This window comes from Sporomusa aerivorans (assembly GCF_041428895.1).
Taxonomy (GTDB): domain Bacteria; phylum Bacillota; class Negativicutes; order Sporomusales; family Sporomusaceae; genus Sporomusa; species Sporomusa aerivorans.
Map to the genome: position 1 here is coordinate 3,716,616 of NZ_CP156926.1, position 21,102 is coordinate 3,737,717.

Annotated in this window: 20 protein-coding genes and 1 pseudogene; 7 read left to right on the forward strand and 14 right to left on the reverse strand. The window is 43.3% G+C overall.

Annotated elements, in window-relative coordinates; all coding sequences use genetic code 11:
* Positions 1–293 precede the first annotated feature (293 nt).
* Positions 294–1,075 (forward strand): annotated as a pseudogene (locus tag SATMO3_RS17770) (L-lactate permease).
* 1,087 nt (positions 1,076–2,162) lie between these two features.
* Here SATMO3_RS17770 and yddG read toward each other — a convergent pair.
* The 3 genes from yddG to SATMO3_RS17785 form a co-directional block, all read right to left on the reverse strand.
* Complete coding sequence (gene yddG / locus SATMO3_RS17775) at positions 2,163–3,080, reverse strand: aromatic amino acid DMT transporter YddG (protein WP_371371080.1); 918 nt, start codon at positions 3,078–3,080, stop codon at positions 2,163–2,165.
* A 432-nt stretch (positions 3,081–3,512) separates the two neighbouring features.
* Positions 3,513–3,821: an AzlD domain-containing protein gene (locus tag SATMO3_RS17780; protein ID WP_371371081.1), complete on the reverse strand. Its 309-nt coding sequence runs from the start codon at positions 3,819–3,821 to the stop codon at positions 3,513–3,515.
* Positions 3,821–4,585 carry an AzlC family ABC transporter permease gene (locus SATMO3_RS17785; protein WP_371381740.1) on the reverse strand — a complete coding sequence of 255 codons (765 nt, stop codon included), beginning with the start codon at positions 4,583–4,585 and terminating at the stop codon, positions 3,821–3,823. Before SATMO3_RS17785 ends, SATMO3_RS17780 begins: the two co-directional genes overlap by 1 nt.
* A gap of 138 nt (positions 4,586–4,723) precedes the next feature.
* On the opposite strand from SATMO3_RS17785, the gene SATMO3_RS17790 reads away from it, so the two are divergent.
* Entirely contained in the window at positions 4,724–5,608 is an 885-nt protein-coding gene (locus tag SATMO3_RS17790) for a LysR family transcriptional regulator (protein WP_371371082.1), read from the forward strand.
* Positions 5,609–5,838: 230 nt separating this feature from the next.
* On the opposite strand, the gene SATMO3_RS17795 is transcribed toward SATMO3_RS17790, so the two are convergent.
* Entirely contained in the window at positions 5,839–6,993 is a 1,155-nt protein-coding gene (locus SATMO3_RS17795; protein WP_371371083.1) for a [Fe-Fe] hydrogenase large subunit C-terminal domain-containing protein, read from the reverse strand.
* Between the two features lie 203 nt (positions 6,994–7,196).
* Here SATMO3_RS17795 and SATMO3_RS17800 point away from each other — a divergent pair, with 203 nt between their 5' ends.
* From SATMO3_RS17800 to SATMO3_RS17810, 3 genes are read left to right on the forward strand one after another with little or no spacing between them, the layout of a single operon-like run.
* A complete protein-coding gene (locus SATMO3_RS17800; protein WP_371371084.1) occupies positions 7,197–7,334 on the forward strand; it encodes a hypothetical protein in 138 nt (45 codons plus the stop codon).
* A gap of 47 nt (positions 7,335–7,381) precedes the next feature.
* The gene (locus SATMO3_RS17805; RefSeq protein ID WP_371371085.1) at positions 7,382–7,585 is read left to right on the forward strand and encodes a hypothetical protein; all 204 of its coding nucleotides are present in this window, start codon (positions 7,382–7,384) and stop codon (positions 7,583–7,585) included.
* Between the two features lie 15 nt (positions 7,586–7,600).
* A complete protein-coding gene (locus SATMO3_RS17810) occupies positions 7,601–7,903 on the forward strand; it encodes a spore coat protein (protein ID WP_371371086.1) in 303 nt (100 codons plus the stop codon).
* Between the two features lie 285 nt (positions 7,904–8,188).
* Here SATMO3_RS17810 and sucD read toward each other — a convergent pair whose 3' ends face one another.
* From sucD to SATMO3_RS17845, 7 genes are read right to left on the reverse strand one after another with little or no spacing between them, the layout of a single operon-like run.
* Positions 8,189–9,061: a succinate--CoA ligase subunit alpha gene (gene sucD, locus SATMO3_RS17815; protein ID WP_371371087.1), complete on the reverse strand. Its 873-nt coding sequence runs from the start codon at positions 9,059–9,061 to the stop codon at positions 8,189–8,191.
* 29 nt (positions 9,062–9,090) lie between these two features.
* Positions 9,091–10,233: an ADP-forming succinate--CoA ligase subunit beta gene (gene sucC, locus SATMO3_RS17820; protein ID WP_371371088.1), complete on the reverse strand. Its 1,143-nt coding sequence runs from the start codon at positions 10,231–10,233 to the stop codon at positions 9,091–9,093.
* 18 nt (positions 10,234–10,251) lie between these two features.
* A complete protein-coding gene (locus SATMO3_RS17825; RefSeq protein WP_371371089.1) occupies positions 10,252–10,812 on the reverse strand; it encodes a 2-oxoacid:acceptor oxidoreductase family protein in 561 nt (186 codons plus the stop codon).
* 43 nt (positions 10,813–10,855) lie between these two features.
* Complete coding sequence (locus SATMO3_RS17830; protein WP_371371090.1) at positions 10,856–11,689, reverse strand: thiamine pyrophosphate-dependent enzyme; 834 nt, start codon at positions 11,687–11,689, stop codon at positions 10,856–10,858.
* Complete coding sequence (locus SATMO3_RS17835) at positions 11,686–12,828, reverse strand: 2-oxoacid:acceptor oxidoreductase subunit alpha (RefSeq protein ID WP_371371091.1); 1,143 nt, start codon at positions 12,826–12,828, stop codon at positions 11,686–11,688. Before SATMO3_RS17835 ends, SATMO3_RS17830 begins: the two co-directional genes overlap by 4 nt.
* Positions 12,821–13,033: a ferredoxin family protein gene (locus tag SATMO3_RS17840; protein WP_371371092.1), complete on the reverse strand. Its 213-nt coding sequence runs from the start codon at positions 13,031–13,033 to the stop codon at positions 12,821–12,823. Before SATMO3_RS17840 ends, SATMO3_RS17835 begins: the two co-directional genes overlap by 8 nt.
* Positions 13,034–13,088: 55 nt before the next feature.
* Entirely contained in the window at positions 13,089–14,762 is a 1,674-nt protein-coding gene (locus SATMO3_RS17845; RefSeq protein WP_371371093.1) for a dihydroxy-acid dehydratase, read from the reverse strand.
* Between the two features lie 140 nt (positions 14,763–14,902).
* On the opposite strand from SATMO3_RS17845, the gene SATMO3_RS17850 reads away from it, so the two are divergent.
* On the forward strand, positions 14,903–15,814 hold the full coding sequence (locus tag SATMO3_RS17850; RefSeq protein ID WP_371371094.1) for a LysR family transcriptional regulator: 912 nt from the start codon (positions 14,903–14,905) through the stop codon (positions 15,812–15,814).
* Between the two features lie 88 nt (positions 15,815–15,902).
* On the opposite strand, the gene SATMO3_RS17855 is transcribed toward SATMO3_RS17850, so the two are convergent.
* Together SATMO3_RS17855 and SATMO3_RS17860 are read right to left on the reverse strand one after the other, a co-directional pair.
* Complete coding sequence (locus SATMO3_RS17855; protein ID WP_371371095.1) at positions 15,903–16,865, reverse strand: NAD(P)-dependent oxidoreductase; 963 nt, start codon at positions 16,863–16,865, stop codon at positions 15,903–15,905.
* Positions 16,866–17,194: 329 nt separating this feature from the next.
* Positions 17,195–18,154 (reverse strand): LysR family transcriptional regulator, encoded by a 960-nt coding sequence (locus SATMO3_RS17860; protein WP_371371096.1) that lies wholly within the window; start codon positions 18,152–18,154, stop codon positions 17,195–17,197.
* Positions 18,155–18,368: 214 nt separating this feature from the next.
* On the opposite strand from SATMO3_RS17860, the gene SATMO3_RS17865 reads away from it, so the two are divergent.
* Positions 18,369–19,583, forward strand: a complete 1,215-nt coding sequence (locus SATMO3_RS17865) for a pyridoxal phosphate-dependent aminotransferase (protein WP_371371097.1) — start codon at positions 18,369–18,371, stop codon at positions 19,581–19,583.
* Positions 19,584–19,866: 283 nt separating this feature from the next.
* Here the strand turns inward: SATMO3_RS17865 and SATMO3_RS17870 are convergent, their stop codons facing one another.
* On the reverse strand, positions 19,867–21,096 hold the full coding sequence (locus SATMO3_RS17870) for an NADP-dependent malic enzyme (protein WP_371371098.1): 1,230 nt from the start codon (positions 21,094–21,096) through the stop codon (positions 19,867–19,869).
* Positions 21,097–21,102: the final 6 nt, after the last annotated feature.

The window sequence follows — 21,102 nt, forward strand, 5'->3', positions numbered from 1 at the left end:
CAACTTCTAGCTTATCGCACAAAGTCCTGTTGAAATCCAGTTGGACAACACAGTATGCTGTTTTTTTGTACTCTGTAGATATAGTATTCCAGACCGGCATCCTTCTGGTTGGACGATTATGACAAACATCCAATATAACTCAGAATACAGTACAGAGGTACACTGGCTATATTTTTCTAGCATTCATCGTATAGAAATAATATATTTCCCAGCCCGTACTATGGTGCCTTATACTCATTTCATGGCAGAACCTAACAAGCGCTGCCTAAATTTTTTCAGGAGGTTTCAATATTATGGGGCACATAGTAACCACGTTTTTACTGGATAATTCACTTAACACCGCAATAGTGGTAGTATTTGCTCTTCTCCCCATCTTATGGCTAATAATTAGCTTAGGAATTTTTAAGTTGCCTGCTCACATAGCCTGCACACTTGGTTTAACCTTCAGCCTTCTTATTGCCGTAACTTATTTTCAAATGCCCGCCATTTTAGCCATCAAAGCGGTAGGCGAAGGAATGATGCTAGCCATTTTGCCAATACTTTGGGTTATTCTTGCGACCTTCTATACTTATAACATCTCGCTAAAAACAGGAGCCATGGCTCAGATAAAAAGTTCTACTACCAGCTTATCAGGCGACCGAAGAATGCAGGCGTTAACTATTGCCTGGGGCTTCGGCGGCTTTTTGGAGACTGTTGCAGGCTTTGGTACTGCCGTTGCCATTCCCGCATCCATTTTAATTTCTTTAGGATTTAAGCCTTTCCTTGCCGCAGTTGTATACCTTCTGGCAATACTATCGCCGTCGCCTTCGGTGTTGTCGGAATACCGGTCACTACACTTGCTAAAGTAACTGATCTGCCGGTTATGTCGCTTGCACTCAATAGAGCTTTTCAGCTTTCCCCCTTCGTTGTATTACTTCCTTTTTTATTCGTCCTTACAGTTACCAAGAGCTTAAATGATTTCAATGGAGTATGTGGAGCTACCTTAGCAGTCGGTCTTAGCTATGCAATTTGCCAGTTGGCTGTCGCTAAATACATTGGTCCTGAATTACCGGCGATTGAGAAACAGCAGAGCTAATATTAGCTCTGCTGTTTCTCTTGTCTCCGTCTTTATTAGACTAAATGTCTGGCCACAACCACATTCGTTCAACCAAAATTCGTTTGTGTCCAATCTTATTTTGAAGGCAATATTTCAACTTTAATATTTTTTACTGCGAATCTTAAAAATTATAGTTTTTTGTTATTTTTAATAAATAAAGTTTCTCTCCTCCTTTTTAATTAATTCGGATGAACCTTTCATAAAATAACAATTCTGGGGGTTGTTTTTAATATAGCAGTTTAAAGACGAAAAATATTGAACGAAATTGCTGTATTGTGTTAAACATTGATTAATTCATGGGTTTCCCGTGCCTTCTTCCCAGAGTCCAAAGGCTCCAGTTGCATACTGTGAAATCGCTCCCCGCTTACAGTGACGGGACCGTGTTGGCGTTGTACCAAGCTCCCCTATTGTTGACGTTGAAGCGAGGGCCACGAGAAGAACCGAAGTATTCCCCATTGATTGCCATTGCCAAAAAGCATTTGACATGGGGGTAAGATTGACAACTGAAGCCCTTTAAACAAGAAGACCCAAATCCTAGGAACAGTATCAGCATTCACTGCTACTGTCCTTATATTTCGTTTATACCCGATAAAAAGTAATCTACATTCCGCAAAAACAGCAACGAATTTGAAAACGGCCGCTGGTTCCTAGGGCGTTACTTTTCGCAAATCACCTTCCAGAAAAAGCATATAGTTGAATGGGAAACAGGGTGGTCTCTGTTGTTTAAGCAGATTGGTAAAACTGACCCCGTCAACACAAAGAGGGTGTCTCAAAATAGGCTTTTCAACCTATTAGAGGCACCCTCTTCTCGCTTAAGTAAATAAAAACAAGTGCATTTTATGGACAATAACTCACAAAATTAACCGATAACGCCAAAGTAGAAAACGTTAAAGCTATGGTTTCTGCTGCTCTTGATAATTAAGATATTTTATAAACTAAATTATCTACAATTGAGGTTTGATTGCGTCTTTAAACAGTAAGTTCAATGCTCCTGTTACTCTGAGTGCATAGTCTGGTTGATTATATCATCTAAAATATAGAAATTATAGAACCGAATAAAAAATAATCATGAAGCGCAAACTTTATTTTTTGCTGACTGGTCCTTAGTTGCCTGCCAACATAATACCGATCCCAAACATACCATAAATACACCCTGCCAAAAGGGAACTGAAAGTGGTGCATTCAAAAACACCGAGGCTAATAACGATGATAATATCGGCGTGAAGTATGAGGCACTGGCAAGTACTGAGACATTGCCATACAGAATACCGAAATTCCAGGCTGCATACCCAAAACCTATTGCACAACCTGCCATCAATACATAAATTATTGCACGCATACTAAAGTTGAGCGCAACACCTCCACCAATGAAGAACTTAACCCATAGAACAGCAGCAGTGAGGATAAAGAATAATGTAATTCCGTTTTTCCCTTCCGCTAGCTTATTGGTGACAGTGCAGTACGCAGCCCAAATAAAAGCACCCGTAAACGCTGAAACATAGCTAAAAGTATTGCTTTTTATATTGCTAATCATCACACTCAAATCCAGACCTTTCTCGCCTCCTAATACCCAGCAAACACCAAGAAGGGAAAGGGTAAGCCCGGGAATTATCAGGAGTGTAGATCTCTGTTTATTAAAAATGATAGCGAATACGATTGTAAGGCAGGGCCATAAATAATTTATAATATTGACTTCAATTGCCTGAGTCCCATTGTTTGCATATCCAATCGCTAAAGCAAAGGATATTTCATAAGCCACAAATAGAAAACCTCCAATTAACAAATATCTCCAAGGGAAAGTTTTTATTTGGGGTACTCCGAAAGTAACAATAAGAATAGCAGCGGCGGAGGTATAGACCATGGCAATACCTCCAATCGGACCAAGCATTTCACTTACGCTATGAATTAAACCAACCATTGTGCTCCAAAGTATGATAGCAATTAGCCCAATAAAAGTGGCATTGTTCCTGGTGCCTTTATTCATCTATATATAATCCCCTTTTTCATGAAATATTAATTCGGGCTAGTTAAAACACCCAAAGAATTCAGATAATTCAAAGATTTAATGGTCATAGATGCCAACTACGTACCGGCTGATATACACTTTTCCACCGATATAGGGTTGCGCAATGAAGTCAGAGAAAACATTTTACTTACTTCACTATACAATAGATTTATATAAAGTAAAACGATAATTTCTTACATTTGATATGAGAAATTCTCACATCTAAGAGTTTAGGAATTAATCCATGGATTTGAAGAAGTGCAAGGCTTTTGTTCGGGCAATCGACACCGGCAGCTTTCCAAAAGCGGCAGATAGTCAAGCTACACGCCTTCAAGGATGCCCCCCCCCTTACGTAGAAGTACTTTCTGCAGTAGCATTGAAAGAAAGCAACTCCCAGCTTTCTTACTCTATTCAAAAAACGATAAGTTCAATAAAAAAAACCGCAATGCAAGCAACCGCCGAGACTTTAAAGAGACTGCTACCTTGATATGCAAGAATAACTGCGGCAGCAAACCCGCCCAAAGCTGACCAGGTATTTGCAGTTGCGTCCAGGATAGCGGGGAATGTCATCACTGCCAACGTAACAAAAGGAACATAATACAGAAATGTTTTAATATAGACGTTACTGATATCTTTTTTTAACAACGTCAAAGGGATGAGACGTATCAGATAGGTTACTCCGGCCATAACCAATATGTACAGATAGATATTTTCACTCATTATAACCCGCCTTCTCTGAGGGCGGGAGCTAGGCTCCTCTCCTCATCAGGACAACCTTCATCCGCTTTTCTCACGGGGAATAGAAATGCCGCCACCCCGGCAATCAATACTGTCAAGATAATAATTTTAAATCCCGGGGAAACAGAATGGAATATCTCTGTCTTTGCAAAAAACAGACTCATTAACATAGATAGTAAAATAATACCGGTCAAAATTTTATTGCCTTTTGCCGGTGGAATAATTACCGCAATAAACATGCCGTAGAGCGCAATACTCAAAGCGCTTATTATCCTTTCGGGTAAAACCTCCCCGGAAATTACACCAAAAAATGTGCCAAGCGTCCATCCCGGAATAGCGCTGCTCATCAAGCCGTAATTATAGAATGGATTGAGTTTGTCACTTTTACAAACCGCAACACCAAAGATTTCATCCGTGATGCCATGCGCGAGCAAAAACCGATGCCAGAAAGGAGCTTTTGAATTCAGTTTTTGTGATAGTACGCACGACATCAGACAGTATCGCAGGTTTAGAACCAATTGAGTAGTTGCCATTTCCAGATAGGTTGCGGAAGCTCCCATCAACCCCAGGGCAGCAAATTGGCCCGCGGAGGTTACATTGGCTAAAGAAATCACAACTGCCTGAAAAGCCGTAAGACCAGCCTTCTTGGCAAGAATACCAAAAGTAAATGAGACGGCAAAGTACCCCAGAGCGATTGGAATGCCATCACGAAAGCCATTTTTCCACTGTAGACGATTAGTTTCCATTATTCTCAAACCCCTGAATTTTTTTAGTCGTTGGCTAGGCCAGCGCTTAGTATTTTATATTAGCACGCACATTGACATTAGTAAAACAAATGTTTATTATCTTTATATAAGATATTCTAATGCATCAGAGGTAATAAATTGAATTGCTATCACGCTTTTATGATCATACTGGAAACCGGCAGCTTTACCAAAGCGGCCGAAAAACTGGGCTATACCCAGTCGGCTGTAAGCCAGATGGTGCGCTCCCTGGAGGAAGAACTTGACACCACGCTATTGCTGCGTTCGCGCATAGGGATTGCACTCACGCCGGACGGCGAGGAATTATTGCCTTATATCAGAAGGTTAGCTAATTCGCACCGGGAGTTAATGGAAAAACAAAAAGAAATGCGCGGACTGCAAAGCGGGATCATTCGTATAGGGGCATTTTCAAGCGTTTCTTGCCATTGGCTGCCTGGCTTAATGAAGAATTTTAAGAATCAATACCCGTCAGTAGTTTTCGAACTTCATCAGGGCGAATACACCAGTATCGCCAAATTAGTCAAAGATGGCAGCGTCGATTTCGGGTTCGTCAATCCCCATGCGGTATCAAATTTAAACACAATTGCTTTAAAACACGACGAAATGCTGGCTGTATTGCCATACAACCACGCTCTGAATGCCTGCGAACAGGTCTCTTTAGCAGACTTAGCGAACGAGCCCTTCATTCTCTTGGATGAAGGCCAGTTATGCGAACCGCTGGAATATTTCAAGCAGCATAATTTACAGCCTAACATCCAATATCGTGTGCACGACGACTATACAATTATGTCCATGATTGAAAAAGGATTGGGTATTTCCATTTTACCGGAATTGATATTAAATCGAATCAACTATAATATTCTAACCAAAAAGATATCGCCTGCTATTGTTCGTACCATCGGCATCGCATTCAAAGATTTTAAGGCTTTACCCATAGCCAGTCGATATTTTATCAATTTTCTGGTAAAACAGTATGGTGACATTATTGATAAACGCTTGACCTGATTTTATTCCTCTTGGATGTCCAGGTAATTTAGGCCTCGGCGATCATCCGTTCCAACAAATATTTACACTAGTCAATAAGAAGAAAAGGGGAGTGCATGGCGCTTTTTGAAAAAGCGCCATGCACTCCCCTTTTTTCCATCGGCAGGACCATTGATATATTTTTCTTGTTTCTCACAAACTTTTTTGTTATTCTTTGGGGCTATCTTAGAATGACAACCTCTTTTGCGTATTTAAAATTTGCGAGTAAAGAACTTATTGTCTTCAATAAGGCTTTCCGGGGTGTCAAATCCCAGCCTATGCAGCAGTTCGATCACATACGGATTGTCAATCGGGGTGGGATAAAGTGCCTTTTCACCATAGTCGTTGACATGCCTCTTGGCGGTATCCCTGTCAAGGATGGATTTAGGTCCGCCGACACAGCCGCCGACACAGCCGCCGACACAGCCACCGACACAGCCCATGCCCTCAAAAAAGTTGGCGTTAACCTGTCCGGATTTTAATTCGTCGACCATGGCCTTGCAAGCCGGGACACCATCAGCTTGACGAGTTTTAATAGCAATTCTCCGGTTTGGGTTGAGGCGTTCAACGGTATTTTTTACAGCTTCGCTAACGCCGCCCACCCGGGCGTAAATCCGCCCGGCCCTAGAGGAATTTTCTTTCTCGCTGGCGGCGAACAGGGTCAAATCTACCTTTAAGAGATCAAACAATTCCTTGGTTTCCTGAAAAGTCAGCACATGATCGATAGCCCCCCGCAGGTCCGGCTCTTTCGCTTCGGCTTTTTTTGCGACGCAGGGGCCGATAAACACCGTCAGGGCATCGGGATGGAGAATTTTCACCGTCCTTCCTGCCGCGATCATCGGGGATACGGTTGCCGGAACGTGAGGCATCAGGTCGCTGTATATTTTGCGAATCATGGCAATCCACATCGGGCAGCAGCAGCTTGTCAACTGATAGTCAGTTTCTGTATTAATATTTCGGTCAAACTCAAGCGCCTCTTTGAGCGTCAGGATATCGGCAAACACGGCAACCTCGACCATGCCGTCGAAACCCATCTGTTTAAAAGCATTGCGCAGCATGCCCGGCGTGACTTCATCACTAAATTGACCAAGAAAAGCGGGAGCGATCAACGCATAGGCCAGCCTCTCTTTACTATGCAGCGATTCCATACAAGCCTGCACATCTTTGGAGATATTAGCGCCCGATTCCAACGCTTTGTTCAGACAAGTTTCCAAGTTCCAATACACGGGATGAGTTTCGGGGTTAAACAGACAATTCAACTGGCTCTTATCAAAGTCTTCAAACAGGTCGATGGCAGGTGCTCCACTTGCATTGTCCGGCGCCGTGGCAGCCTGTATTTTCCTATGCATGTCTTTAAATGTTTCCATGTGTAACGGCTCCTTCCGCAACTTTTAGATTTACCTTTCTTACTAAGAATTGTCATTATCAGCGTATCATTATAAAGTTGACTGGTCAAGTTCACAATTGATTACCAGGGGGACCCGACATCGTGGGAATGATTTCTCATAATGTATAGTATGTTAAGAGAAATAAATCCTGTATTCATGCACAAGTAGCAAGAAGGTCCAGTATGAAATTGATTCTACTTTCAGAGAAACCGGTGCTTTTCTTAATGACGGTGATATTTACGGCACGCCTCCGCGGAAAGCCCAATGCGGCTAAAGCCGGCAGCATTGGTATTTATATCCTTGCATATAATCCTACCTAATTTTGCATGCTAAGTTGTGACAATCACAATAGCAGGGGGATGAAACCATGAACCTTACCACTCGGGAACTTCTGTACCTGGAAGACCTGACTAAGCTCTTCGAGTCCATTAACAAGAATTGCAGCCGGGGAATGCAAACATCAAACGATCCTCAGGTCAAGACTATTTTGCAGCAACTTTCCCAGGATCATCAACAATGGATACAAACTTCAGCCCGGTTGATCCAAACTAATGGCCAGACTTTACAGTAAAAGGGGGAAACAAGAATGGCTCAGCAACAACAAACCCAAGATATGGAACTAGTCGGTACGCTGATTTACCAACTGAAACTGGAAGCTTCAGCGTTATGTACCTCGGTACTCGAAAGCGCCAACCCGAATGTTCGCACCCAACTATCGCAAATTCTCCAGCAGAGCTTTCAAAACCAAAAAACGGTTTTCGATCTTATGAACCAGAAAGGCTGGTATAAAGTCGAGGCCGCGCCAACGGAACAATATAACCGTATCCAGCAAAGCTTCGCAACTATGCAGCAACAACAGGCCCAGCAGGGACAACAGCAAATGCAATGATATCAAGTCATTCGAAATATAAGCAGAACCGACAAAATCAGCATTGAGAAATGCTGATTTTTAATATCCCAGATCTCCTAGCACCAATCTGGGAGGTTACAGTTATATTCATGATGATCAGCCTTTCTTTTTAGTAATTTTCCTATCATTGCGCAAACTATTTAGACGATATTCCAGCAACAGCCTCTCTCCTGTCAGGTATGGCGTAATAGTTGCTGCCTTGCAAACGAATAGACCGCATAAAAATAAGAATTACTTTTACACGGTCTACCCTAGGCTGCTATACTATAAAACCTGTTCTAACAGTTCGACAATCTGAACCGGGCTGTCAGCAATACGTACACCAGCGGCAGTCAAAATATCTATTTTGGACTCTGCACTGCCCGCGCCATCCGCACCAACAATAGCCCCAGCATGCCCCATTACTTTGCCTTTAGGGGCATGTCTGCCGGCAATATAGGCTATAACTGGCTTTTTCATATGATTCTTTATATAACTGGCGGCGGTCTCTTCATCGGTTCCACCAATCTCGCCAATCAAAACAATGGCTTTAGTTTGTTCGTCCTCTTCGAACATCGGCAGTAACTTGACAAACGAGGTGCCCGGGATTACGTCACCGCCCACACCCACACAAGTGGACTGGCCGATACCGCTCTTAGTCATTTCATTCACCGTTTCATAGGAGTTTGTTGCACTGCGGGACATTAATCCCACCGGGCCTTCGCTGTAAATTCGGTGGTCCATAAACCCTGCCTTTGCTTTTCCTGGTGAAATTACCCCGAACGAATTAGGTCCTATAATCGCTAGATCTTTGTGAGCTCTGTTAATATGATAAAGGGTGCGCATATCTTTCACAGGCACGCCTTCGGCAATCGTAATAACCAGCTTAACGCCAGCGGCAACTTGCTCCAAAATAGCGTCCAGCGTCCGTTGCGGCGGTACGAAAAGTACAGCGGCATTGGCCTGTGTTTCTTTCACTGCTTCTTCTACGGAATTAAAAACAGATACCCCTTCCACAGTCTGACCACCTTTACCCGGAGTAACACCCGCGACTACATTCGTTCCATATTCCAGCATTCTCTTGGTATGAAAAGAACCCTCACGACCGGTAATACCTTGCACGATCAACCTTGTTGACGAATCAACCAAAATACTCACTATCAACACCCCTTAATAACAATTAGGCATTAGTTTTGCGCTTTTAGTACCTTTTCCGCTGCTTCCTTGATGGTATAACCAATCGTAATATCTGTTCTATTGGCATTAACCAGCAGTTTCATACCGACTTCCTTATTCGTTCCATCCAGTTTAGCCACAATCGGAACAGGGATTTTTTCAACTGCTTTAATGATGCCGCCAGCTATCTCGTCACAACGGGTTATCCCACCGAAAATACTGATAAGTATCGCTTTGACATTGGGATTCTGGGCAAGTATCCGAATACCCTCGGCCACTCTGTCAGCTGTTGCGCCACCGCCTAAGTCAAGCGCGCAAGCAACTTTTCCGCCTTGCTTTGTAATCCAGTCAACACAGGACATGATCATACCGGAGCCATTACTGATGACACCTACCGTACCATCCGGCTCACAATCAATGTACAGGAATTTGACAGCCTTCGCCTGTTTTATTAACTCGCTGGTAGCCATTTCTTCCCGCCAAGCAATTAAGTCCGGATGGCGATAAACCCCGCTGTCATCGATATCGACCTTAGCATCGGCCGCAATAATGCTGCCGTCTTTCACTCTCATAAGCGGATTGATTTCTACCAGCATACAATCATAGTCGTTAAATAAGGCATAAAGCGAAGCGATAACTTCTTTAATCCGGCCCTTAAGATCAGGCTCCGTGAGCCCGGCTTTCCTAAATATAACTTCATAATAGAAATCCTGCAGACCAATTAACGGATCAATGATTACTTTAGCGATTTTATCCGGGTCGGTTGCAGCCACCTCTTCGATGTCAACACCGCCATGTTTGCTAAATATCACTACCGGCATCCGGCTTGCACTATCCAGTGTGATTGACAGGTAGTACTCTTCAATAAAGGGAACACATTCTTCGATAAGAATTGCATCAATTTTGCATTCCTTTAAATCTGCTCCTAACAGTTGTTCGGTAAAGCCGGCCGCTTCCTGCGGGTTCATTGCACGTTTTACACCGCCTGCCTTCCCCCGCCCACCGGACAGAACTTGCGCCTTTACCATGGCCGGATAAGTTATGTCATGAGTCTTTTCCGGAATTGCAATATTGTTTTCGATTATAATGCCTTCCGGTGTTCTAATGCCGCACTTCTTGAAAAGCTGTTTGCCTTGGAACTCATATAGTTTCATGTATCTTCCCCCCTATAACTACTTCTTTTTTAAAAGTTCTTGCGCTTTTTGGTAACCTAATGCTAACGCCCGGCTGTTTTCTTCCTTAGACTTATTCCCCACTTGATCTACAAGCGCGGCCATAAGGTTTTCAGGTTTTACGTTATTCATGATTCCGTTGATGAAGCCAAGTGAAAGGGTATTTGTGAACAATTTTTTGCCCATTTCATTGATGGCTATTTCGGTTAATGGTGCTGCATATACTTCTATGTCTTTTCTTTGCGGCAACACATCAATATAGTAGGAATCACAAATAACGATTCCACCGGCGCGCACATCCTTAACATATTTATCACAGGCTTCTTGCGAAAGAGCTAAAAGCACATTTGGCGCCGTTACATGCAGATGATTAATAATCTCTTTGCTGTAAATAACTTCGCCGCTGGAAGCTCCGCCACGCGCCTCAATTCCATACGCCTGGGTCTGAATGACGTTGAATCCTTCCTTGGCTAAGGCATTCCCGTAAATTATGCTGGCTAAGACAACCCCTTGCCCACCAAAGCCACTAAAACGCATCTCGATCTTATCACCATTTATCACAAGCCTATTCCTCCTAGCTTTACTGGATTGTCACAGGGACTGATCAGCCCATAGTGATTACAACTTCAGTGTCTTTTTTTCTCGTATCAAAAAGCTTGGCATATCTTTCGGTAAGTTCAATTTTGCGAGTATTGACAAACTCGCCAATAATAAATTTTTCCTCCAGTTCTTCTGCCGACATTTTTGCCGCGGCAGTTTTGGTAACAACCATATTCTTAATCCGTTCCACCATCTTGGCAGGATCGGCAACTTTATTTCTTCGGCCAAATTGTGTCGGACAGCTTGTTAACGCCTCGACAACGGCAAACCCTTTGTGTTGGAGGGCAGTTTTCATTACATTATACAGATTACCAATATTGTAGGCATCGCCCCGGGCAACATAGGTAGCACCGGCACTGGCAGCCAGCTCACAAGTGTCAAAACTAGGTTCGATCATTCCATAGGGAGCCGTTGTGGCTTTATGGCCCACAGGAGTTGTCGGCGAATACTGGCCGCCGGTCATGCCATAGATCTCATTTCTAAACACAACAGAGGTAATATCGATGTTCCTTCTGGCGGCATGAATAAAATGATTGCCGCCAATAGCCAGGGCATCGCCGTCGCCCATGAATACAATGACCTTAACATCAGGACGGGCCAGTTTTATACCGGTGGCAAAGGCCAACGCCCGGCCATGTGTAACCCGCAGGACATTGAAATCCAGATAGGTAGGCGTTCTGCCGGCACAGCCGATGGCGCAGACAATAACCGTCTTACCGCGATCAAGCTGCAGCTCGTCGGCGGCTCTTACAAACGCATTGATAACCGTTCCATGGGTACAGCCACTACAGGTAAACAAGGGAAATTGGTCTTCTTTTATGTAATCCTGGATACTCATTTGCGATTAGCCTCCTCAATTACCTTAATGATTTGCTCAGGCATAATTAATGAGCCATCAAATATGTTTAACTGTATTACCGCGACATCGCCATCGACAATTTCTTTAATCTTGTGCACCAGCTGTCCCCGATTCATTTCAGGAACAATGACGGTCTTAATATTTTTCAGCGTTTTCTTAAGAGGCTCATCAAGGAAAGGCCAGATAGTGATTGGCCTGAACAGGCCTACTTTGTGGCCCTTTGCCCTGGTAGCCTTTACCGCTTCAATTGCCGAACGGGATACACAGCCACAGGCAATTACCAACGTATCTGCATCTTCTGTATCAATTTCTTCCCATTCCCAAAGGTCAGCTTTGTTACGCTCTATCTTGCCATTAATTCTTTCTATGGAATTATGAATGGCATCTTTTGTAAGACTGGGCATGCCATCAATGGTATGATGCATGCCATTAATGACGTAACGGTAGTTTTGATCATTGCCGAAAGGCATCAATCTTACGACACCAGACTCATCCGGTTGGTAGGGATGATACTCCTCCGGCGGTACTTCCGGGAGCTTCCTGTTAACTATCTCGGCATTCTCATACTCATCAAGATTGATATTCTCCCGCATATGACCAATGGTCTCATCCAACAGCAGAATTACAGGACTCATATATTTTTCTGATAAATTGAAGGCCCGGATGGTGGTTTTATAGATTTCCTTCACCGAGTTAGGATAAAGGGCAATTGTCGGACAATCCCCTGACCTGCCATATTTCGCCTGCATCAAGTCCCCTTGGGCACTTATAGTTGCACCACCCGTGCTGGGACCACTACGCTGAACGTCAACAATGATAGTAGGAATCTCGGCCATAGCGGCAAAAGCAATGTTTTCTTGTTTTAGATCAAATCCCGGTCCACTGGTACAGGTTAAGGATTTTGTACCCATGACGGATGCGCCGATAACTGCTCCCATGCTGGCAATCTCGTCTTCCATCTGTATGAATTTCCCGCCGACATTAGGCAGTTCTTCCGCTAGTACTTCCATAACTTCGGAAGAAGGGGTGATGGGATAGCCGGCACAAAACTTGACGCCAGCTTTTATCGCACCCAAAGCACACGCCTGATTTCCTTGCATCAATTTGTTATTAGCCATTAGCTTGATTCTCCTTCCTGGTAATCGTTATTGCGAGATCCGGACAGCGATACTCACACATTTTGCAAGCAACACATTCCTCTGCTTTTTCAATGATGAGTTTCTTTTTTTCGGTCAAGGCAAAGACCTTCTTCGGACAGTATGCTACACAGATACCGCAGCTTTTGCACCATTTCGTATTCACATCTACGCTATTTCCGGCCAACGTGATCGCCTCCTAAATTATGTGTCCGTAATTGATTTATCAAATAACGTGACGATTATTCTTTTACATCATCCCGGTAGAGCCAAACCGCGCCTTGCTCCGCTCCTGCAACACCAGCCCGGTAAGCGGCCAGAACACCACTCAGTTTACGGACAGGTTTTTGCACTGCGGACTTTCGCCGCTCCAACTCCTCCGCCGATACTTGAAGAATAAGCAAATTCTTATTTAGATCAATTTCAATGATGTCACCGTCTTTAACCAAAGCTAACGGCCCGCCAGCCCAGGCTTCCGGTGCAACATGGCCAACACAAGGTCCTCGGGTAGCCCCTGAAAAACGTCCGTCAGTAACCATAGCCACAGAGGTGTGTAAGCCCATGCCGACCAGCATGGCGGCAGGTATCGACAACTCCCTCATACCCGGCCCGCCCTGGGGACCCTCGTAACGGATAACAAGTACCGAACCAGGCTCGACTTTCTTATTGAGAAGATAATCCCGGACTTCTTCCTCCGAGTTGAAAACCACAGCCGGGCCAACGTGATGATGCATTTGCGGCTCCACGCCACTTTTTTTTACCACTGCGCCCAAGGGGGCCAAGTTGCCGGACAAAACAGCAAAACAACCGTCGGCATGCAAAGCATCTTCCACAGAGTGGATGACTTTCCGGTCAATGTTACCTTTGTATTTGTCCAGATATACACCTAAGGTTGTTCCGGCAAAAGCCAAGGGAACACGCAAGTCAAGATAATCGCGTATTGTGGCAAGCACGGCCGGTACTCCGCCAGCGCGATGAAAATCGTTAATATTGAGCCCTGCGGACGGCTTGAATTTGGCGACTACCGGCACCGAGGATTGAATGGCATCAATGTCTTTTAAGGTTAGTTTTGATCCCATTACTTTAGCTAACGCCATGCTGTGAAGTATGGCGTTAGTGGAACCGCCGGTAGCAGAAACATGCTTAATGGCGTTGGCTAATACCGCCTCGTTCATATAGGCTGAAAAAGGCTTACCTTCTTTCACCAGTTCAACAATACGTTCGCCTACATCTCTTGCCTGACGGCCTTTTTCACCATCGCAAAACAGCATGGTGGATGAACCAAACGGTGCAATACCGGTAGCTTCCAGCAGAGCTCCCATGGTGTTCGCAGTACCATACATAGAGCAAGTGCCAGCCGAAGAACACATATTGGTACGCCAGCGATCAAAGGTTTCTTCGTCAATCTCTCCCTTATTAAACTTGCCAATAGCTTCTTTCAGGTCGCTTGTGCAATAAATCTTGCCGCCGTCTTCATAGGGCAGCATTGCGCCTGCTGTTAAAAACAAAGCAGGCAGATCCAAATGGATAGCAGCCATCAGCATTCCGGGAATGATCTTGTCACAAGACCCCAGGAAAACCAGGCCGTCAAAGCCATGAGCCGAAACCATGGTTTCTACCGATGCAGCAATCAAATCACGCTGTGGTAAAATGTAATGCATTCCAGCTCCCTGCGCCATCCCGTCGCAAGGACCTGGTACACCAAATTCAGCCGGCGATCCTCCTGCGGCCCAAATCCCTTCTTTAACGTACTTGACCAATTCGGCAAAGGGTTTGTGCCCCGGGTTGGCATCGGTATAGGAATTAACAATTCCGATAACAGGTTTGGCTAAATCCTTCTTTCTATAACCTGAGGAACTCATCAAACCAATCCAATAGGCTTCCATCATATCTTTCTCGTTGCCACGTTTCGGCATATTCTTCACTCCATTCTAAATGTTCATTGTTGACTGAATAATCTCATTGAGTTAATATTAATGTAATTCTACTTATAAGTAAAATGAGATATTTGGATAAAACCTATTCCAATAATCGATAAGATTGTGAGGGGTATACTATGTATAATGCCGGACTTGAAGCTTTTTTGGCTGTGGCTAGAATGCTAAATATTAGTAGAGCTGCAGAACAGTTAAATCTGGCCCAGTCGACGGTTAGCAAACGGTTGAAGGACCTTGAGTCCGAGCTTGGAACTGCTTTGATCGAGCGGGGACAGGGTGCCAAATCCATCCGTTTGACACCTGCAGGCGAAGAATTTCTTGACATAGCACAACGTTGGAATGTTCTATGGAATCAGGCCCAAACGCTTAAGTCTGAAAACCCCAGACTTTCACTTACTCTGGGAACTCTGGACAGCATAAACTATGCTCTCTTTCCGCCGCTGTACCGCGCCTTATGCCAGCATCGTCCCAAGCTGCGTTTAAGCGTAACCACCTCTCATTCTCCGGATTTATACGATCTTCTCGAACGCAGGCAGGTCGATGTTGCCTTTACTCTGATCGAACGATCCTATCCAACAATTTTAGTAGAGAAATTATTCAGTGAACCCATGGTGGTTTTGCGCCCTTTTTATTCCGATAGCCCAAATTCTCAGGTCCTGCACCCCAATGAGTTGGATTCAAATTATGAGTTATTTCTAGTGTCGGGGCCAAGTTATAAAATATGGCATGACCAATGGTGGGACCCGTTAAACAGTAACTGTATCAAGCTAGACTGCGCCCAATTGATTTTTTCTTTTTTATACTCAGATAAGCAATGGGCCATTGTCCCTTTATCCATGGCCAAGATGGCGCAAAGCAAAGGGAATTTTAGTATCTTTACTCTTTCTGAACCCCCTCCTGAGCGAACGTATTACAAAATTACTCATAAATATCCAAAAGCCAGTACGGTCGCTAGTTTAGCAATCCTGGATCATTATTTAGAACTATGTCTGCCAAATAATTCAGCATCAATTTCTAATTCTGCCGATTAGACGGTCTATACAGGGTTCTACAAATAACAACAGCAACCTGATGAATCTATCAGATTGCTGTTGTTCTCGTCTATCCTATTCCTTTTTATTATCCGTTCACAACATAATTGGATTTTTTACCTTCAGAAACATTTTGAATATTTAAGAATGCCATTTTGAGCTCAGATTGCAGCGCCTCACGTGTGGTAGTACCAATATGAGGCGTAGCTAATAATATGTTATCCAGCCCTAACAAGGGATTATTTCCTACCGGTTCTTTAGCCCATATATCAATTGCGGCTCCAAGTATTTCCTGCTTGCACAAAGCATGATAAAGAGCATTCTCATCAACAATATTGCCACAGGATACATTTACTAAGATTGCACTTGATCTCATCAATGTAAATTCCCGATGACTCAAACAGTTTCTGGTTATTGGTGTTAATGGCGTGTGTAGACTAATAATGTCAGCTTTTTTCAACAATTCATCGAACGATACATAGTCAGCATTCAACTTAATTTCTAACTCTTCTGGAAGACGCCGTAAATCATGGTAAAGAATTTTCGCACCAAAAGCTTGCGTTAAACGGGCCACTTCCTGCCCCACTTTTCCACATCCAAAGATACCGTGAACTTTTCCCCTAATTTCATAAGCTGTCTCCTTCAAACCGAGAGGAGATGTTTTTTCTTGATCATTTGCTGCCTGGTCAAATATTCGTAACTTATAAAATAAATTTAGAATCAATCCTAATGTCAACTCGGCAATACTAGTAGTGTAGTCTGCCGGCGTATTGGCCACCGTAATTCCTAATGCTTTCGCTGTTCCCAAATCTATATTATCAACCGCAGCTCCCGTCGTTTGAATCATTTTTAGATTTTTAGCACGAAGGAGCATTTCCTTTGAAACTTTGTGTAAAGATACTAAGAAATAAGCACACGATTCTATGGCTTTTTCTTGTGCATCCTGTTCCAGATTGCACCAATAACTAATTGTAATATCTTTGGGCTTTACTGCTTCAATGATATCTAGCATGCCTGCAGAAGCATCTCCCAAATATAATACATTTGCCATATGTCCCCACTCCTTTATACTACTTTATGAACTTCTTCCTAGAAAACGGTAGTATTGAACCGGTTTTGCCGGCTTCTTTTCATCCTCATTATGTTAGTAGTTTCGCTAATTATGATTGTAATTGGTCTTATTCATGAAGTAAAATGCATTATTGCGATAGTACTTATTACTATTTTCGATAATCGATCTCTTTATGTTGTTGTAATTGTTTTTTCCGCTAATGCCGTCCCAACACAAAAACGCCTAAACAAATATGTCTAGGCGAACTAATCTATTGCTTCATTTCGTTAGATGACGATCCGGCTTTCCTCTTGACCATTTCCCAAAGGTCATATTCGGTTAGCAGCTAATTCCCTTTCATGCATGAAATTAATAAAATCTTTAACGACATGCGAAAGTGACTGTGACCTTTTGTAATACAGCATAATATTTCGCACAGAATTTTCATCATCGATTTTATAAAAGAACAATTTATTCGTGGGTTCTAAGTAATGAGTAACTCCAGCACGAACAAAGGTAATTCCTTTTCCACTACAAGCAACATAATAGGCGGTAAGCAATTGGTCAAGATACATAGCTACTTGGGGAGCGAAACCCGCCTTTCGGCACATTTTTAAACCTCTCTGATACATATCATTTCCCTTTTTCAACAACAGAAAAGTTTCGTTTTCAAATTGTTTCAGATTCACTTTAGGATATTTGGGATCCAAATATCTGCCACTACCTATATCATCAAATGTCAGACGATATTTCTTCAAGTGATTGTTAACGTCAAAGGCTGCCGGAACTGCCAGCACAATTTGTTCATCCGCCCACACAATAGACTTAAAGATATTTGGATCTAATTTTTCCACATCTAAAATAATATCAACAATGCCCGATCGCAGACATTTGATTAAATCGTCTGCATTTGCCTCTAAAAGATTTACTGAGTAGTCTGGATATCTCACTTTAAACTCTTGCATAATGGTTGGTAAAATATACGCACAGAAGAACGAAGCGCTCCCAATATTGATTGTCCCCTGATTTCTCCCCCTCATAGTATTAAAATGTGCCGACATTTCTTTTTCTATTTCTATAATCTTTTCTATAGATTCAATATAATACTCTCCTGCCGGAGTTAATTGTATTGGGTTACTGCTTCTGTCAAAAAGTGAAAGGTGAATTTCTTCTTCTATCTTTTTTATTGCTGCACTAAGTGCCGGTTGAGAAATATATAACTGCTGAGCTGCTTTAGAAAAACTTTTGTTTAAGTAAACCGCATAAACATAGTCCATATTTTTCAGCATAAAAAACTCCTCTTGCTAATCATAAATAAAATTATATATTCTTATATAATTTTAAGTATTTGAAGCCTCTGGGCAAAACTTACTATTATTATAATATAAAAAGCACTCCTGGCAATATTCCTTAATGATCAGCAATTCTTCAACACACTAAACAAGAATTGCCTCTTTGGGTGCAAGTCCAATCGTTATAAAATGAAGATATGGAGGGATAGCTTTGGATTTATTAAACAAAAAGTTTCAGAAAATTGGTGTTGAAAATGCGCCCGGACAGGAAATGCGTCAGAATACAAATGAAATTAAACTCCGAGGAGAAAAACTTTCTGGTACACCAGTTGATTTTTCGCACGGTGATGTCGATGCGTTTGAGCCAATTCCCGGCACATTAGATGTCTTTATTGCCGGTGTTCACCACGGTGGCAAACAGGCCTATACCGAGTATCGTGGCAGTAAAATCATTCGTGAAGATGCCGCCCTAAAGCTTGCTAACTTTACCGGTGCATCGATAAATCCAGACCGCAATATTATCATTACTCCCGGAACTCAAGGTGCGCTTTTTCTGGCAATGGGTTCTACAGTTGCGATGGGAGATAAAGTTGCTATTGTAGCACCAGACTATTTCGCCAATCGTAAGCTTGTCGAATTTTTTGACGGAGAAGTTGTGCCTATCCAGATGAATTATTTACAAACAACCGACTGCGCAGGTCTGGACTTAACCCAGCTTGAAGACACTTTCAAAGCCGGTGTTAAACTTTTTTTGTTTTCTAATCCCAATAATCCTTCAGGCGTAATCTACTCACCTAATGAAATACGAACGATTGCAGACCTTGCACAAAAATACGGGGCATCGGTCATCGTTGATGAACTGTACTCACGCCAGATTTTTGAAGAAAGAACTTACACCCATCTATGCGCGCAGAATATTATAGATCCTGAGAATTTAGTTACCATCATGGGCCCGTCTAAAACGGAGTCACTAAGTGGCTATCGATTAGGCGTAGCATTTGGTTCCTCAAAAATTATAGACCGTATGGAAAAGCTCCAGGCCGTTGTATCGCTGCGTGCTGGCGGTTATAGTCAAGCTGTAATGAAGTCGTGGTTTGCCGAGCCGGAAAGCTGGATGAATGAGCGGATTGCACAGCACCAGGCAATTCGTGATGATTTGTTGCGAAAACTTCGCTCTGTTGACGGTATTAAAGTCAGAACCACTGAAGCAGGCAGCTATCTTTTTCCGCAAATCCCCAATTTGGATGTTACAATACAAGAATTTGTTAAAATTCTTCGTCTGCAGGCCGATGTCACGGTAACACCGGGAACTGAATTTGGCTCACAATTCACCCACAGCTTCCGCTTAAACTTTTCACAAAATCACCAGGCAGCGGTTGCCGCAATCGACCGTCTCATTAAGATAATGGAACGACATCGCAAATGAGCACTAAGTTTGTAGTATACCTCTTGGCTTAGTAGCAGGTGCCTATACACCGGTTTCGGCTTATAATTCCGTGAGTAAGATATTTGCCAAAAGCGGTTACGTGATAGTCTGAAGTATATGACTTCGCTTCCACCACCGGAACAAAATATAAGGGCAGTTTGTGACAAAAACTTAGATACTAGGTCAAAATCCAGGATCGATGCAACTTGCACCAATCCTGGATTTTGCTATGGTATGGACTTTTCCACACTACACCGATCATAATGCTTAATGGCCAAGCCCTCTATTGGCCCAGTTTTACCCGAGCCGCAGTTTTGGCTCTTACTTCCTCCGGATCAGCTTTAATCCGAGCTACACCTGTTTCCATAGCCGCCCGCACCACTGCGGCAGCCACTGCCGGAGCTACCATTGGATTAAATACATCGGGAACAATATAATCTTCTCGCAGTTCATTCTCAGGGATAATATTGGCAATAGCGTACGCTGCCGCTAGTTTCATCTCCTCGTTAATCTGCCGGGCTCTTACGTCCAAAGCGCCGCGAAATAGTCCCGGAAAAACCGATGAGTTGTTGACTTGATTGGGCGCATCCGATCGCCCGGTTCCGGCTACTCTTGCTCCGGCAGCTTTGGCGTCGGCATAGTAGGCTTCAGGGACTGGGTTGGCCATCGAAATAACAATTGAATCCTTCGCCATACTGCCAATGATCTCTTTAGTAAATACACCAGGAGCAGAAACTCCGACAAGGACATCCGCCTCTATAGCAATCTCAGCGAGCATTCCTTGCTGCTTATGCTTGTTGGTGTCTTTAGCTAATCCAGCCTGTACCCGGTTTAATCCTGGCATACCTTCATACAGCGCTCCGGCCACGTCTACCATAATAACATTTTGCGCACCGGCATTGACTAGTATCCGGCCGATAGCCGTTCCGGCAGCCCCAGCGCCATTAACAACTATCTTCACGTCTTTTAGATCTTTTTTAACAAATCTTAACGAGCCGAGAACGCCGGACAACGCGGCAATCGCCGTGCCATGCTGATCGTCGTGGAATACGGGAATGCCCATTTCTTTTTTTAAAATATCTTCGATATCATAGCATTTAGGCGAGGAGAAGTCTTCGAGATTTATGCCTGCAAAGCTAGGCTCAAGCAGCTTTATTGTTTCAATAATTTTTGCCGGGTCTTTCGTACCAAGACAGATGGGCACGGCATCTACGTCCGCAAAGACCTTATAGATTACGCTTTTACCTTCCATAACTGGCATGGCAGCCTCAGGTCCGATATCACCAAGACCAAGAACACGGGTACCATCAGAAATAACTGCTATCATGTTGCCGCGACAGGTATACTCAAAAGAAAGATCTTTGTTTAGTTTTATTTCCTTACAGGGCTCAGCAACCCCGGGAGTATAGGCAATACTAAGGTCATGCATATTTTTAAGTGGCATCTTACTGCCAACCTGCAATTTGCCCTGATGCTCCTTGTGCGATTTTAAGGCTTCTTCTCTAATGTCCATGTATAT